Origin of the sequence: Gordonia sp. (in: high G+C Gram-positive bacteria) (assembly GCF_052106715.1) — a bacterium.
Lineage (GTDB): Bacteria > Actinomycetota > Actinomycetes > Mycobacteriales > Mycobacteriaceae > Gordonia.
The window spans coordinates 77,531-91,906 of the sequence record NZ_JBQEDL010000008.1 but is presented as its reverse complement, the minus strand read 5'-3'; the positions used below and the strand labels follow the sequence as shown (position 1 = coordinate 91,906).

Annotated in this window: 11 protein-coding genes, 1 pseudogene and 1 riboswitch; of the genes and pseudogenes, 4 read left to right on the top strand and 8 right to left on the bottom strand. The window is 65.2% G+C overall.

Translation table 11 applies throughout. The annotated features are described in order from the left end of the window. Positions 1-26 precede the first annotated feature (26 nt). The 3 genes from ACTIMF_RS06140 (at position 27) to gcvP (ending at position 4,689) form a co-directional block, all read left to right on the top strand. Positions 27-548, top strand: a complete 522-nt coding sequence (locus ACTIMF_RS06140) for a bifunctional nuclease family protein (protein WP_442349396.1) — start codon at positions 27-29, stop codon at positions 546-548. 292 nt (positions 549-840) lie between these two features. Then, positions 841-1,476, top strand: coding sequence for a MerR family transcriptional regulator (locus ACTIMF_RS06135; RefSeq protein ID WP_442349395.1), 636 nt, complete (start codon positions 841-843; stop codon positions 1,474-1,476). Positions 1,477-1,558: 82 nt separating this feature from the next. Next, positions 1,559-1,659, top strand: a riboswitch (glycine riboswitch). Positions 1,660-1,815: 156 nt separating this feature from the next. Further along, positions 1,816-4,689: an aminomethyl-transferring glycine dehydrogenase gene (gene gcvP / locus ACTIMF_RS06130; protein ID WP_442349394.1), complete on the top strand. Its 2,874-nt coding sequence runs from the start codon at positions 1,816-1,818 to the stop codon at positions 4,687-4,689. A gap of 90 nt (positions 4,690-4,779) precedes the next feature. Here gcvP and ACTIMF_RS06125 read toward each other — a convergent pair. The 6 genes and pseudogenes from ACTIMF_RS06125 to ACTIMF_RS06100 all read right to left on the bottom strand — a co-directional run. Then, positions 4,780-5,646, bottom strand: a pseudogene (locus tag ACTIMF_RS06125) (alpha/beta fold hydrolase); the annotation flags it as partial. Positions 5,647-5,699: 53 nt separating this feature from the next. Beyond that, complete coding sequence (locus ACTIMF_RS06120) at positions 5,700-6,230, bottom strand: flavin reductase family protein (RefSeq protein ID WP_442349393.1); 531 nt, start codon at positions 6,228-6,230, stop codon at positions 5,700-5,702. Between the two features lie 119 nt (positions 6,231-6,349). Further along, the gene (locus tag ACTIMF_RS06115) at positions 6,350-7,855 is read right to left on the bottom strand and encodes an MFS transporter (protein WP_442349392.1); all 1,506 of its coding nucleotides are present in this window, start codon (positions 7,853-7,855) and stop codon (positions 6,350-6,352) included. Positions 7,856-7,912: 57 nt separating this feature from the next. After that, positions 7,913-9,682: a 3-ketosteroid-delta-1-dehydrogenase gene (locus tag ACTIMF_RS06110; protein ID WP_442349391.1), complete on the bottom strand. Its 1,770-nt coding sequence runs from the start codon at positions 9,680-9,682 to the stop codon at positions 7,913-7,915. Beyond that, complete coding sequence (locus tag ACTIMF_RS06105; RefSeq protein ID WP_442349390.1) at positions 9,679-9,933, bottom strand: hypothetical protein; 255 nt, start codon at positions 9,931-9,933, stop codon at positions 9,679-9,681. The genes ACTIMF_RS06110 and ACTIMF_RS06105 overlap by 4 nt, the downstream gene beginning before the upstream one ends. Positions 9,934-9,940: 7 nt before the next feature. Then, the gene (locus ACTIMF_RS06100) at positions 9,941-11,101 is read right to left on the bottom strand and encodes a Rieske 2Fe-2S domain-containing protein (RefSeq protein WP_442349389.1); all 1,161 of its coding nucleotides are present in this window, start codon (positions 11,099-11,101) and stop codon (positions 9,941-9,943) included. A gap of 176 nt (positions 11,102-11,277) precedes the next feature. Here ACTIMF_RS06100 and ACTIMF_RS06095 point away from each other — a divergent pair, with 176 nt between their 5' ends. Next, positions 11,278-12,144, top strand: a complete 867-nt coding sequence (locus tag ACTIMF_RS06095; protein WP_442349388.1) for a TIGR03619 family F420-dependent LLM class oxidoreductase — start codon at positions 11,278-11,280, stop codon at positions 12,142-12,144. 69 nt (positions 12,145-12,213) lie between these two features. Here the strand turns inward: ACTIMF_RS06095 and ACTIMF_RS06090 are convergent, their stop codons facing one another. Further along, positions 12,214-12,984: an SDR family NAD(P)-dependent oxidoreductase gene (locus tag ACTIMF_RS06090; protein ID WP_442349387.1), complete on the bottom strand. Its 771-nt coding sequence runs from the start codon at positions 12,982-12,984 to the stop codon at positions 12,214-12,216. Next, on the bottom strand, positions 12,977-14,254 hold the full coding sequence (locus tag ACTIMF_RS06085) for an NADH:flavin oxidoreductase (protein ID WP_442349386.1): 1,278 nt from the start codon (positions 14,252-14,254) through the stop codon (positions 12,977-12,979). Before ACTIMF_RS06085 ends, ACTIMF_RS06090 begins: the two co-directional genes overlap by 8 nt. Positions 14,255-14,376: the final 122 nt, after the last annotated feature.

The window sequence follows — 14,376 nt, the reverse complement described above, 5'->3', positions numbered from 1 at the left end:
ACGAGTTCGTCTAAGGAGACACGATCATGGGCGAGATGCGAATCGTCGGCATCCGGGTGGAGCCGCCACAGAATCAGCCGGTCCTGCTGCTACGCGAGGTATCCGGTTCGCGATATCTGCCGATCTGGATCGGCCAGAGCGAAGCGGCGTCGATCGCGCTCGAGCAGCGGGGCGTGGAGCCGCCGCGGCCGCTCACGCACGACCTGATCGAACAGATCGTCGCGGCCTTCGATCGGACACTTGTCGAGGTGCGGATCGTCGACATGCGTGAGGGAACCTTTTATGCGGAGATGGTGTTCGACGGCGACGTCGTCGTCGAGGCGCGCCCTTCGGACGCGATCGCTGTCGCGATGCGAGTGGGCGCGCCGATCGTGGCCGCCGATGAGGTCCTCGACGACGCGGGACTGCTGATCCAGGACGAGGACGAGCCATCGCCGGATGGGGAGCCGGCCGAGTCGAGTGAGGAAGAGGTCGAAGCGTTCCGCGAGTTCCTCGATCAGGTGTCGCCGGAAGACTTCCTCGGGCCCGACGGGCCTACGGCGAGCTGAGACCGCTCGGCTATCTCGAGCGAATGAGAATCGCGCGAATATCGCCACTTGAGTCACATGAGTAACACCAGCCTCATTGGTAACGATCGAGTAACTGTGCGATCACTGTTGATGCACAGCTGAACCTGAAGTTGAGGTTTACGGTGTGTTGCGTTGATAGCCGGTCGTAATCCTCATAGTTTCTAACTCGACACCGGAGCCGTTCGCTTCGGTACAACACACATCGACCGTGTGCGGGAGTACCCTTTTAGAAGGACTCACGGCCAGGGTCCAGTTGCGCGAGGGAGTAACCGTGGGCGACAAGCCGACAGATCTTCGGACCGAAGGTGTCACCGAACCTGCTCAGCAGGAGCCGGTACAGCAGGAAGCCGTACAGGGTGGTCTCGACGACATCGCTCCGGGTCTGTTTCCCAACGACATCGTTCCTGACGAGCTCGTCGGGTACCGCGTCCCCACTGCGTGCCAGATCGCAGGCATCACCTACCGCCAGCTCGACTACTGGGCCCGAACCCAGCTCGTTGTCCCGTCGATTCGCGGCGCCGGCGGATCCGGTACCCAGCGCCTGTATTCGTTCAAGGACATCCTCGTCCTCAAGATCGTCAAGCGTCTGCTCGACACCGGCATCTCCCTTCAGAACATTCGCGTCGCTGTCGACCACCTGCGCCGTCGTGGCGTCGAGGACCTTGCTCGCATCACCCTCTTCTCCGACGGCACCACGGTCTATGAGTGCACATCGGCTGAAGAGGTCGTCGATCTCCTGCAAGGCGGACAGGGCGTGTTCGGAATCGCAGTGTCCGGAGCGATGCGCGAACTGACCGGCACGATCGCTGACTTCCCAGCCGAGCGTGCCGACGGTGGCGTCAGCGAGGAGTCTCCTGAAGATGAGCTCGCCGCCCGTCGTAAGAATCGGACGCGCAAGACGGGATAGCCTCGGCGCGGCCTACTGTGACCAGCGCCGCCAGCCGCAGCCAGCAGTGTGCTCGCCGCGAGTTGGTATCCTGACCGTGCGCCGCTACGCCACGGGAGAGCGTCGTCCGATCACCTCGGGCGTCCGCCGAAGGAGCAACACCTCTCCGTCAAACTCTCAGGCACCCGGGACCGTGGCATTGACGGCGTCTCTGGAAAGTGACGGGTCCGCTCGTCCGCCCACGGTGAAAGGCCGCGGTCACCCGCAGCCGAATCTCTCAGGCGTCGCTGCGCGACATGGACAGAGGGGGAGGGCCCAGTCCGAGCGTCGCTCGGACCTGACGACAGATAGGTCCCTCCTGTGACGGACACGTCCCTGCCGAATCCCGCCCCCTCCTCGCCGTTCTCGCAGCGGCACGTCGGCCCCGATGCGGCCGAACTCGCTCGCATCCTCGACATACTCGGTGTGGCATCGCTCGACGAACTCGCCGCCGAGGTCGTGCCCGCGACGATCGCGGACTCAACCGGCGACGACGGTGTCGCCACCGGACTCGACGCGTTGCCCGCCCCACTGAGCGAAGCCTCGGCCACCGCCGCGATGCGTGAGCTGGCGAACCGGAACGTCGTCGCCCGATCCATGATCGGCCTCGGATACTACGACACCCACACTCCGACCGTGATCAAGCGCAACATCCTCGAGAATCCGGCGTGGTACACCGCGTACACGCCATACCAGCCGGAGATCAGTCAGGGGCGCCTGGAGGTCCTGCTCAACTTCCAGACGATGGTGTCAGACCTGACCGGTATGGAGGTCGCCAACGCGTCGATGCTCGACGAGGGCACCGCAGCGGCGGAGGCGATGACATTGCTGCGTCGCGCGGCGAAGGCGAAGTCTCGGCGCGTCGTGGTGGACGGCGACCTGTTCCCGCAGACCCGCGCCGTCATCGACACGCGAGCCGAGCCCCTCGGCATCGAGGTCGTCGAAGCCGACCTCGAGCCGACCGCAGATGGTGCAGGACTTCCCGACGGCGACTTCTTCGGCGTCATCTTCCAGACTCCCGGTGCCTCGGGCTCACTGGTGGACGCCGGTCCGATCATTGAGGCAGCGCACGAGCGCGGCGCTCTGGTCGCCGCGGGAGTCGACCTGTTGGCTTCGACGCTCGTCACCCCGCCCGGCGAACTCGGAGCGGACGCATGTTTCGGCACCACTCAGCGCTTCGGCGTCCCGATGGGCTTCGGCGGCCCCCACGCGGGCTATCTCGCCGTGCACACTAAGGTGACGCGTCAGCTTCCGGGCCGACTCGTCGGTGTCTCAAAGGACGCCGACGGAGCCGTCGCCTACCGGCTCGCACTGCAGACTCGGGAACAGCACATCCGCCGTGAGAAGGCGACGAGCAACATCTGTACCGCGCAGGTACTCCTCGCGATCATCGCGGCGACCTACGCGGCCTATCACGGACCGGACGGCCTCAGAGAGATCGCGCGTCGCGTGCACGACACCGCGGCCGACCTCGCGAACCGGTTGACGGATGCAGACTTGAGCGTCGAGCACGACGCGTTCTTCGACACGATCGTGGTGCGCGTGGACGGCCGCGCTGCGGACGTCGTCGCGGCGGCCAAGACCGAAGGCGTCAACCTCCGACTGGTCGACGTCGACCGAGTCGGTGTCGCGTGCGACGAGACGACGACCGACGCGGACGTCGCCGTCGTCCTGCGCGCATTCGACGTGGGAGACGGCCGAGGGGCGCCTGCCCGGTCGATGTCGTTCGCTCGCTCGATCGAGAACCGAACGAGTGAGTACCTCACGCATCCGGCGTTCACCTCGCACCGTACCGAGACCGCGATGCTGCGTTACCTGCGCGCCTTGTCGGACAAGGACATTGCGCTGGATCGCAGCATGATCCCGCTCGGCTCGTGCACCATGAAGCTGAATGCAGCCACCGAGATGGAGCCGATCACGTGGCCGGAGATCGGCGGACTGCATCCGTTCGCTCCGCTCGGCGACTCCGAGGGCATCCGTGAGCTGATCACCACGCTCGAAGACTGGCTTGCCGCCGTCACGGGCTACGACCGGGTGAGCCTGCAGCCGAACGCGGGTTCACAGGGCGAGTACGCAGGACTCCTCGCGATCAGGACCTACCATCGGTCACGCGGTGACGAAGCCCGTGACGTCTGCCTGATCCCGTCGAGCGCGCACGGCACCAATGCGGCGTCGGCCGTCATGGCCGGACTGCGCGTGGTGGTCGTCGCCAGCCGCGACTCGGGCGACGTCGACCTCGACGATCTGCGCGCCAAGATCGACAAGCACCGTGACGAGCTGGCGGCCATCATGATCACCTACCCGTCCACACACGGCGTCTTCGAGCACGAGGTCACTGACATCTGCGGCGCCGTCCACGACGCGGGAGGCCAGGTGTACGTCGACGGGGCGAACTTGAACGCGCTCGTCGGATTGGCCCGACCCGGTCAGTTCGGCGGCGACGTCTCGCATTTGAACCTGCACAAGACATTCTGCATCCCGCACGGCGGTGGCGGTCCGGGTGTCGGCCCCGTCGCCGTCCGTGAGCACCTGGCTCCGTTCCTGCCGGGTCACCCACTCGCCGAGGAACTCGACCCGACCGGCATCACGATCTCGGCGGCCCCGTACGGCTCGGCGTCGATCCTCCCGATCACCTACGCGTACATCGCGATGATGGGCGCGCAGGGCCTGCGCGCGGCGTCGCTAACCGCGATCGCGTCAGCGAACTACATCGCGCGCCGCCTGGGCGACCACTACCCGGTGCTGTACACAGGCGAGAACGGTTGGGTGGGACACGAGTGCATCCTCGACTTGCGGGATCTGTCCAAGCAGACCGGCGTCTCGGTCGACGACGTCGCCAAGCGTCTTGCCGACTACGGCTTCCACGCCCCGACCATGAGCTTCCCGGTGGCCGGGACCCTCATGGTGGAGCCGACCGAGAGTGAGAACCTCGCCGAGATCGACGCGTTCATCGACGCGATGATCGCGATCCGCGGTGAGATCGCCAAGGTGGCCGACGGTACGTGGACCGTCGACGACAATCCCCTTGCGGGCGCACCGCACACAGCGGAATGCCTCGTCGGCGATTGGCAGCACGGCTATGACCGGATGACCGCCGTGTACCCGTCGGGACTGCCGTCCTCCGGAGGGCGGGTCAAGGTCTGGCCCGCGGTCCGGCGGATCGACGGCGCGTTCGGCGACCGCAACCTGGTGTGATGCGGCCGGCGGCTGGACGGGTTCGCCTAATTGGTTGCTGTGGAGGGGCGTACCTCTAGTCTGAGGGCGCGTTGGACGTTCCGTTCTTTCGTCCTGCAGGAGGAATGACCGGACCGTGCGCTCGAAGTCGGCCTTCGCCTCAATCATGGCCCAGTGGCCGCAGTTCGGAAACGTGTGCAGTTCGACGTGCGGAATCAGACGCATCGGAATGAGCGCCATGTCGAGGGGGCTGACTCGATCGTCTCGCCCCCACGTGATGAGCGTTTTGGCTCGAACCTTGTGAAACATCGCCCACTGCGGGGGTGCGTCGGAGTGATGCATCGACTGCATCATCCGCGCGAAGGCCGCCCGACCGTACATTCGACGGGCACTCTCCAGCGCGACGGGATCGGTGGCGAGCTCCCAGCGTTCCTCGATCATGTCCTCGGTCACGACTGCCGGGTCGTAGACCATCGAGTGCAGCCAACTGATCAACGCCTCTCGTGTCGGGCTCTCGGTGAATTCCTGAAGCAACTTGATGCCTTCGCCCGGGGTCGGGCTGAAGATGTTGCGCCCCACGCCGCCGATGGTCACCAGCTTGCCGATCCGGCCGGGGTGGGCGAGGTCGTAACCGATGCCGACACCTCCGCCCATCGAGTTGCCGATCACGTCGAACGTGTCGAGTCCCAGTTCGTCGACGAAGACCTCCACCGCCCTCAACGCGGTGGACATCGGGTGCCCGCCCCAATCGTCGCTGACTCCGAATCCGGGGAACTCGAGGACGAGGCAACGGAAGTGCTCGCCGAAGACGCCGATGTTGCCGCGAAAGTTTCGCCAACCGGACACCCCGGGACCTGAGCCGTGCAGCATCACGAGCGGCGGACCGTCGCCGTACTCGTGAAAACGCAGAACGCCGTCGTCGGTGGGCAGTTCACGCAGACTGCTGTCGTAATCGGGAATGACCGGAGCTGTGGTCATGATTCCTCCTTCGGAATGGTGTGCGCATGCGGGCAGTGGCTCCACGGAGCCGGTCATCGATTAGAGACGCGCAGGTTCTCGAGGGCCCCGCGGAAGAACAGGAGCGGGTGGCCCGTCCGATCGGCGGACAGATCGGTCACCCGGCACACGACGATGGTGTGGTCGCCTGCGTCGTGCTCCGACTGAACGGTCGCCTCGACGTGCGCCAGTGCCGAGTCGATGACGGGAGCGCCGTTGAGAGCGCGCCGGTGCTCGACACCGGTGAACTTGTCGGACCCCGTTCGAGCGAATTGGCGGCACAGGTCGACCTGCCGGTCGGCGAGGACGTTGATGCAGACGTTGCCGTCTCGTCGAAGTCGCGGCCAACTCGTCGACGTCTTGGCGGGACAGAATGCGACCAACGGTGGTGCGAGGGAGACCGACACGACGGATTGGCAGGTGAGCCCGACGGGTTCGGCGTCGTCGTAGGCGGTGACGATCGCGACACCAGTCGCGAAGTGGCCCATGACCTCTCGCAGCAGGTCAGATGAGATCGTGCCGTCGGCCGGACTCGGTGTCGGTGTCGGGGTGGCGGTGTTATGCATACGTGCTCCGTGGTCGGTGGCCGGGCGTCGGCAGGCGATGCGGTGAGGGGTGAGGGGTTGCCGGGGTGGACGATTCGGGGGGATCACCGTGCAGCCGGGCCAGTTGCGCGGTGATCCGCTCAGTGGCCACGCGCGCCCACCTCGTTGTTCACGGGACTCTGCTCCGTCGTGAACTGGCGGGTGACCTTCGGCAGCGCGATTGCGGCGACGAGACCGACGGCCGCAGTCGCGGCGACGAGAAGGAACGCCGAGACGAATCCGCCGTCGGAGTAGATGACGGCGCCTCCCGTCTCCTCGACGGGTAGATCAGCGACGAACCAGTTGTTCATGATCGCGAACGCCACGACCGGCAGCACTGCGGAGGACAGACTCTGGACCACGCCGGCGACACCCGCGGTGGACGCCTGCAACTCGGGCGGCGCGGCCTTGATCAACATGTTGGGGATCGATGCGTAACCCATGCCCATACCTGTCCCTACGACGCCGGCGAAAACGAATAGCAGGACCTTGTCGTCGTGGACCAGCGCAGTTGCAACACCGCCTATGCCGGACAGGATCATCGAGATCATCAGCAGAATCCGTGGGTGTGTGCCGCGCCCGCAAAGAACTCCGACGACGACGCCACCTAGCATGGTCATGCCGCCCAGTGGCACCTGGAAGATGGCGTAGCCTTCGGCGGTGAGGCCCCATCCGTAGCCGAGCCCGAACGTCTGTGGGGTCATCGCCATGATGGGCAGGATCACCGAGAACACGGCCCCGAGGCCGTAGATGCTCCCGGCAGCAGTGACCGTCCACGCGATGCTCGGGCGTCGCAGCAAGTCGAGTCTGATCAACGGGTCGACGACACGGGACGCGCTGCGGTACCAGGCTGCCGTGAGGATCAGCCCGACGACGAGAAACGTCAGGGTCGAAGGAGCCGCCCAGCCCCACTCCGGTCCGAAGCTGACCGCGATCAGGACACCGGCCAGTCCAGCTCCGATCAGGATGGAACCGAGGATGTCGAGCGATGCGTGGAGGCGAATCGACGACTCCGGTGTGGTGCACACGATCATCACCAGACACACCGCGAGGACCGCGGTGAAGAACCAGAACAGGCTGCGCCAGCCGTAACCGTCGATCAGCCAGCCGGTCAGAAACGGTGCGGCGACGGTGATCAGTCCGCAGCCTGCCGTACAGATGCTGACGGCCAGGGGGACGGTCTTCTTCGGAAAGACGTCACGGATCAACGAGTAGCTCAGGAACAGTGTCGGGACGAGGACCCCGGACAGTGCACGTCCGAAGATCATCACCGCGTAACTCGTCGCAACGGCCGAGATCACTGATCCCAGCGCTGACACGGTGATGCAGGCGACGATCACCTTCCGTTTTCCGACGATGTCCGCGAGCTTCCCCAGGAGCGGGGACAGGACTGCGCCCACCAGTAAGAAGGCGGTGATCAGCCATGCGCCCTGGGCCGTCTGGTACTCGGCTGAGATGGGCAGGATGGCCATCGAAACCATCATGTAGCTGACGCTCAGAAGCTCGAGGACCAAGACGAGGGACAGTAGAGACAATGCGAGACGCGGCGTCCAGCCGGAGCCATCGGCGTCTACACGGGGTGAGACGACGTTGGAAGGTTCGGACATGTGTGGATTCCTTTCTGGCCCAGGCTGTTCGGGCAGTGTCCCGCGCCTGGTGAGGGACTATGCCTGTGGACCGGGCGAGTTCGTGACGTCAACCGAGCGCACAATCGGGGGATCGTCGATGTCGGCGGTGAGGTCGGCTGGGGTGGACGTGCTCACGCGGTCGGCTGCGTGGTGGGCGGCGATGTACCCGTAGACCAGGCCCTGGCCGATCGTGGCTCCCGCCCCGGGATAGCGCTTGCCGAAGGCATTCGCTGCGTTGTTGCCGATGGCGTAGAGCCCGTCGATGACGTCACCGGAATCCGTGGTGACTCGCGCTGCGCTGTCCGTGCGCAGGCCACCACAGGTGCCCAGATCGGAGAGGACCACTTTGACCGCGAAGAACGGGCCGCGCGTCAACGGTCTCAGACATGGGTTGGGGTGGTTGCTCGGGTCGCCGTAGTATCGATCGTAAGCACCGGATCCTCGGTGGAAGTCGTCGTCTACTCCTGCTTCCGCGAGTTCGTTGAACCTAGCGACGGTGCCTCTCAGATTGGGCAGGCCCGTCGCCGCGGCGAGTTCGCCGACGGTCTCGGCCCGATAGGCGATCCCGGCGTCGAACCAGTCCTGCGGGATCTCGGCGTGCGGAAAGAGCTCGCCCGCGAAGACATAGCTGTTCCGATACTTCTTGTCGAAGACGATCCACATCTGGCCAACTGGTCGCTCCCCGGCTTGCCGAGACAGCACCTCCTGGCCGAAGCTCATGTAGTCGGTCGACTCGTTGATGAACCGATCGCCGAATCGATCAACCATCAACGATCCGGGCAGAGATCGCTCGGCGAGCATCACTTTGGGGCTCTGACCAGGCAATGGGGCGACGGCAGGGAACCACCAGGCCTGCTCGAGCAGGTCCAGTCCCGCGCCCACATCGGTGCCCGCGATGAGTGCGTCACCTGTGTTGCCAGGGGAGCCGAGCGATAACTCCGGAAGGTCCCCGAGTTGATGTCGGCGACGTAGATCTGCTGCGTGGTCGAAGCCGCCGGTGGCGAGGACGACGCCTCGAGGGGCGTGCACAGTGACCTCATTCCCGTCCTGCTCGACGACGGCGCCAGTCACCCGACCGTCGACGGTGAGCAGCCGCGCCAGAGCGGTGTTCCGCCATACCGGGATGTCCGAGCGGAGCACAGCGTCGTAGAGGCCTGCGGCCAACGCCTGACCGCCCGCGACGTACTCCCGGCCGAGTGCTTTGCCGACCAGCCCCTGTGACAGGCGGCGCGCGGCCCGCCCCAGCCCGCGCCGCGGGAGCGTCACCATCAGGTTGATGAGTCGGTAGTCGATGCCGGTGATCGGCATGGGTACCGGAGCGGCCATGCTGCCTGCCCGCAGATCGTCGCGGTGATCCCCGAGGAGCGCGACGTCGAACGGTTTGGATTCGCAGGTGCGCCCGACGGCCGAGCCGCCGGGCCGTTCGGCGTGGTAGTCCGAATAACCCTTGGACCACATGAAGTCCAGGCGGGTCGTCCGCTGCAGGAGTCGGACGGCGGACGGGCCGAACCGCAGGTAATTCTGCCAGCGTTCGGGCGTCGCGCTGTCGCCGACGATGTCAGAGAGGTACTCGTGGGCCCGGTCCACGGAGTCGTCGCCGCCGTCGGCGTCGATCACCGGGTTGCCGGGGATCCAGAATGCGCCGCCGGACAGCGCGGTGGATCCGCCGACTTTGTCGGTCTTCTCGACGATCAGAACGTTCAGCCCCAGTTCGTGGCCTGCGAGCGCTGCTGCCATCCCCGTACCGGAGCCGACGACGAGCAGGTCGACGTCGATAGTCGCTGCGTTCGGCGCGGTGCGGCTCATGCGAGCAGTCCCGGAGTCGGTTCGGTGCGGGTGGTCATCGGCAGCACACCGTCTCGCGCGGCACCGTCGATCGTGGCGTGCAGCGCCGGACACAACTGCCTCGGGCTCCCGGTTGAGCTGCCAGCAGTCTCGGCCGCCGCGTGCGGGCACTGCTCGCCAGCGTCGCCGAGCCATTGCACACTCGTATGGCGCGGACTGTACTTCTCGGCGAGGACCGCGGTGCCGCACTGATCACAAGAGATTCGGAACATCTGACCCTCAGCCCTTCGCGCCTGCCGCGAGCCCGGCCTTCTCGGCCGCCGCGACGTTGTTGGCGACTTCGGCGTCCCAGTACTCGTTGGCCTTCGTGACGTCGACGTCGAACTCGAAGCGACGGACCATGTCGTCGCGCACGTCGTCGCGGTCGACGTAGAACTGCTCGTACCAGCGGCGTAGTTGATAGACGGGGCCGTCGTCCTCGCACAGCAGCGGATTGTCGATGCGCGCCTTGTTCTTCCAGATCACCACGTCTTGTTCGAAAGTGTCCATGGTGCCCTGCCCGAACTGCGCGGCCAGCTCGTCCGCTCGTTCGGTCGTCATCTCCGGCGTGCGCTTGACCATGACGCCGTACAGCAATTCGAACGCATCCGAACGAATCGGGTAGTGACAGTTGATGAGAACGATCTCCAGACCGTCGTCGGCCACGAGTCGATTGATCATGTACGACGGCCCGTAGTACGACGCGTACGACTGAGTGACGCTCTCCTCGCCGAAGTTGACGTAGTCCTTGCCTGTCATGTCGGCGCGTGGCTTGAACGACATCTCCTGCGTGGCGAACTGCTGCTCGAAGATGTTCCGGAAGTGAAGCGGCTGATTCAGATGCACATAGAAGAAGTGCGCCATGTCGACGACGTTGTCGACGACCTCGCGGCAGTGGGACCCCGTGATGGTGACCGAGTTCCAGCTCCAATCGGTCCACTCGCCGCTGCCGTAACCTTCGATGGTCGGAATGTAGTCCTCGGGGGCGCCGCCCTCGGGGTCGTTCCAGACGAAGAGCTGACCGTTGCGCTCCATCGTCTTCCACGCCCGGGTCTTTGCCAACGGCGGCACTCGCTTGGCGTACGGGACCGACTTGCAGCGCCCATTGCCTCCCCAACGCCAGGAATGGAACGGGCAGGCGACTTCGTCGCCTTCGACCGATCCCTGGGACAGATCTCCGCCCATGTGTCGGCAGTACGAGTCCAGGATGTTCAGTTTTCCTTTCGAATCCGACCAGACCACGAGTTTGCCGCCGAACGCATCGATCCCGTGCGGCCGACCGTCCCGGAACGAATCGGCCAACCCCAGACAATGCCAGCCACGGGCGAACCGCTCGGGGTTCTGACCGTTATCGATATCCCGGACGTCGTCGGGCGCATTCACAGGCTGTGTGATCGTCATTTCACGTCTCCTCACTCGGTGTTCACTGTGCTGCCCATCACAATGGCGAGCATCTATGGGGCGCCGCCAAACGTTCCCGGTCAACGGGAACGCACATCGGTGGGCGATCGGAGCGACGGAAGCTGGACCCACTGTGGACCACCGGGGTCCGCACCGAGACCAGTAGTGAGGACACGATGCGAATCGGCCTGTTCACCCCCGTCGTAGCCCAACCCCCCGGGGCGAGTCCGTGGGAACGTGGCGCAGGCATCGATGATCTGGCGGTGATCGCATCGGCCGCTGATCGGCTCGGCTTTCACCATCTCACCTGCTCCGAGCACGTCGCGGTCCCCGCCGGCGCAGGCGCGGTCCGCGGCGGCACGTACTGGGACCCGCTCGCCACCTTCGGATTTCTGGCCGCCCGGACCGACCGGATAGCCTTCGTCACCCAGGTGCTGGTCCTCGGTTATCACCATCCGTTGGCGATCGCGAAACGCTACGGAACTCTCGACGTCGTCACCGGCGGCCGCGTGGTGCTCGGAGTGGGCGTCGGCAGCCTCCGTGAGGAGTTCGAGCTGTTGGGGGCCGAGTTCGACGGTCGGGGTGCGATCGCTGACGAGGCGATGTCGGCCTTGCGGGCGTCTCTCGGTCGGTCGACCCCGACCTATTCGGGGCAGTACTTCGAATTCGATGACGTCCTCGTTGAACCACATGCGACACGGACGGACGTCCCCCTGTGGGTGGGTGGTCGATCGATGAGGTCGTTGCGTCGAGCACTGTCTCTCGGCGACGGTTGGGTGCCGTTCGGCCTCTCGCACGAAACGCTCGAGAAGATGCTGGCCGAGTGCCACGTGCCGCCGGACTTCGAGCTCATTCTGCAAGCCGGTGGGATTCTTGATCCGCTCGGCGACCCGTCGGCGTGTATGGCAGCGCTGGAGGCGACGCGTGACGCAGGCGCGACCATCGCCACCGCGACGATCCGGGCAGACGGAGCAGCCCACTATTGCGAGCAGTTGGTCCGGCTCACCGAGGTCGGCCGTGACGTCGGCGTGGTCTTCGACTAGACCGCAGGTAGACGTCTTCGACGAGACCTCTCGGCGCGATCAACCCGGTGTCGATCGCGCCGAGAAGAGTCAGCGCATCAGCACTTGACCGCCGTCTACCGGCAGCGAGTGGCCCGTGATGTACCTGGCCTGGTCGCTGCACAAGAACGCGACTGCCGCCCCGATGTCATGCTCTGGATCACCGAACCGGTGCAACGGGACGGTGCGCAGATACTCTTCGGCTTCGTTCGGCCGAGCCTCCGACCACTGTGACAATGCCGGTGACATCGCCAGCGGCAGGATCGCGTTGACCCGGATCCCGTCGTCCGCCCATTCGCACGCCGCCGTCCGTGTCAGCGAACGGACCGCCTCTTTCGCCGCCGCGTACAGCCCGTACCCAGACGGGTCCCACCGGACGCCCGCCGCCGATCCGAGATTGACGACTGCTCCGTCGCCTTTCAAGTGCGGATGGCACAACGTCATGAGGCGCCAGGTGGCGAGCGGGCCGGAGTCCATGATCTGTCGGTACTCGTCTTCGGTGTGGTCGAGGAGGTGTCGGTTGAAGGTCGTCTGTGCGTTGTTGATCAGGATCGACGGCCCGCCGAACGTTCGAACCACCTCGTCGACCATCTGCGCGGAATCGTCGGGGTCAGTGACATCGCATCGCACCGCGTGCGCGGAGAGTCCGCGAGATCGGAGTTCGGCAGCCACCGCCTCCACTTTAGGGAGAGTTCGCCCTACCGCCACGACACTCGCCCCGCGAGACGCGAGAGCGCTCGCGATGCCTCGGCCCACTCCTTGTCCCGCTCCGGTCACCAGGGCTACTGCGCCGGACAGCTCGCCGATCTGCGGCTCAGGCATCGGTCGTCGTCCTCGGAATCTCGGGAGCGGACGCAGCGGCACGTCGCGCAGCGCTCGGCATTCCGAGAGATTCGACGTTATCGGGCGTGCCGAACGCTGCGTCTGGATCTAGAACACAGTGAGTGCGGCCGTAGACGGTGTACATGCACCGGTTGCAGTGCGTGCACAGAGTCTGCTTAGCGCGGTTGTCGCGGATGGAGTTCACCAGGTCGGGCTCGCGCAGGAGCGCACGACCCATGGCGACGAAGTCGAATCCCTCGTTCAAGCCCGTGGACATGTGGTCGTAATTGGTGATACCGCCCAGCAGGATCAACTGAGTTCTCGTCATCACGGGCACGAACTGGCGAGCCGACTCCAACATGTAGAGGTTGTAATACGGGTATTCGCCTAGCATCTTGCGACCGAACGCGTACACGCCGGTTTTGAAGGGCTGCGGCATCACCGACGCGAAATCGCGGACCGGCACATCGCCACGGAACAAGTACATCTGCTTCATCACCGACGAGCCCTGCGTGAGTTCGAGGGCATCGAGGTTCCCGTCCGCGTCGAGTAACTGGGCCGTCCGGAGCGACTCGGCCAGGTCGATACCGCCCGGGACGCCGTCGTCCATACTGATCTTCGCGGTCACTGCGATCGTGCCGCCGACCGCGGTACGGACCTCGCGGGCGATCTCCCGGACAAGCTTGCTCCGTGCGTCGATTCCGCCGCCGTAGGAGTCTCTGCGGCGGTTGAACAGCGGGCTCAGGAACGAACTCGGCAGGTAATTGTGGCCGAAATGCAGTTCGACGGCGTCGAATCCGCAATCGGCGGCCAGTACAGCAGCGTCACGGAAGTGCTCGATGACGCCGGATATCTCGGCGGCGCTGATCTGTCGGCAGTACTCCAGCGACGTCGGATTGACCATCCGGCTCGGCGCCATGGCGGTGACGCCGGTGATCTTCTTCGATGAGACCGGGCCGCCGTGCCCGAGTTGCGCAGAGATCGCACCGCCTTCGGCGTGTACTGCGTCGGTGAGCTTGGATAGACCTGGCGCCGCTCGCTTCGACATGAGGATTTGCCCCGGCGCCGAAGCGCCTTCCTTACTTACGCAGCAGTACGCGACAGTGGTCATGCCGACACCGCCGCGCACGTAATCCAGGTGGAAATCGATGAGCTCATCGGTGACCAGTCCCTCGGGGGAGCGCCCTTCGGACGTCGCCGACTTGATTATCCGGTTCGACAGCTTCACCGGACCGATGCGTCCGGGTTCGAATGGGTCGCCCCGGTTCATCGCGTCATCACCGGCACGAATGTCGCCCTAGCGCTGCTCTTCATAACAAGGCTTCTCACAAGATCTCCCTACTTCGAGGCTTTGTTCTGACGTGGTGCACCTCACACTTCCAGTGCGATCGG

Coding starts and splice junctions, on each gene's coding strand:
- ACTIMF_RS06140 (WP_442349396.1), top strand. CDS start 27: ATGGGCGAGATGCGAATCGTCGGCATCCGGGTGGAGCCGCCACAGAAT.
- ACTIMF_RS06115 (WP_442349392.1), bottom strand. CDS start 7,855: ATGTCCGAACCTTCCAACGTCGTCTCACCCCGTGTAGACGCCGATGGC.
- ACTIMF_RS06090 (WP_442349387.1), bottom strand. CDS start 12,984: ATGCCTGAGCCGCAGATCGGCGAGCTGTCCGGCGCAGTAGCCCTGGTG.
- ACTIMF_RS06095 (WP_442349388.1), top strand. CDS start 11,278: ATGCGAATCGGCCTGTTCACCCCCGTCGTAGCCCAACCCCCCGGGGCG.
- ACTIMF_RS06085 (WP_442349386.1), bottom strand. CDS start 14,254: ATGAACCGGGGCGACCCATTCGAACCCGGACGCATCGGTCCGGTGAAG.
- ACTIMF_RS06110 (WP_442349391.1), bottom strand. CDS start 9,682: ATGAGCCGCACCGCGCCGAACGCAGCGACTATCGACGTCGACCTGCTC.
- ACTIMF_RS06105 (WP_442349390.1), bottom strand. CDS start 9,933: ATGTTCCGAATCTCTTGTGATCAGTGCGGCACCGCGGTCCTCGCCGAG.
- ACTIMF_RS06120 (WP_442349393.1), bottom strand. CDS start 6,230: ATGCATAACACCGCCACCCCGACACCGACACCGAGTCCGGCCGACGGC.
- ACTIMF_RS06100 (WP_442349389.1), bottom strand. CDS start 11,101: ATGACGATCACACAGCCTGTGAATGCGCCCGACGACGTCCGGGATATC.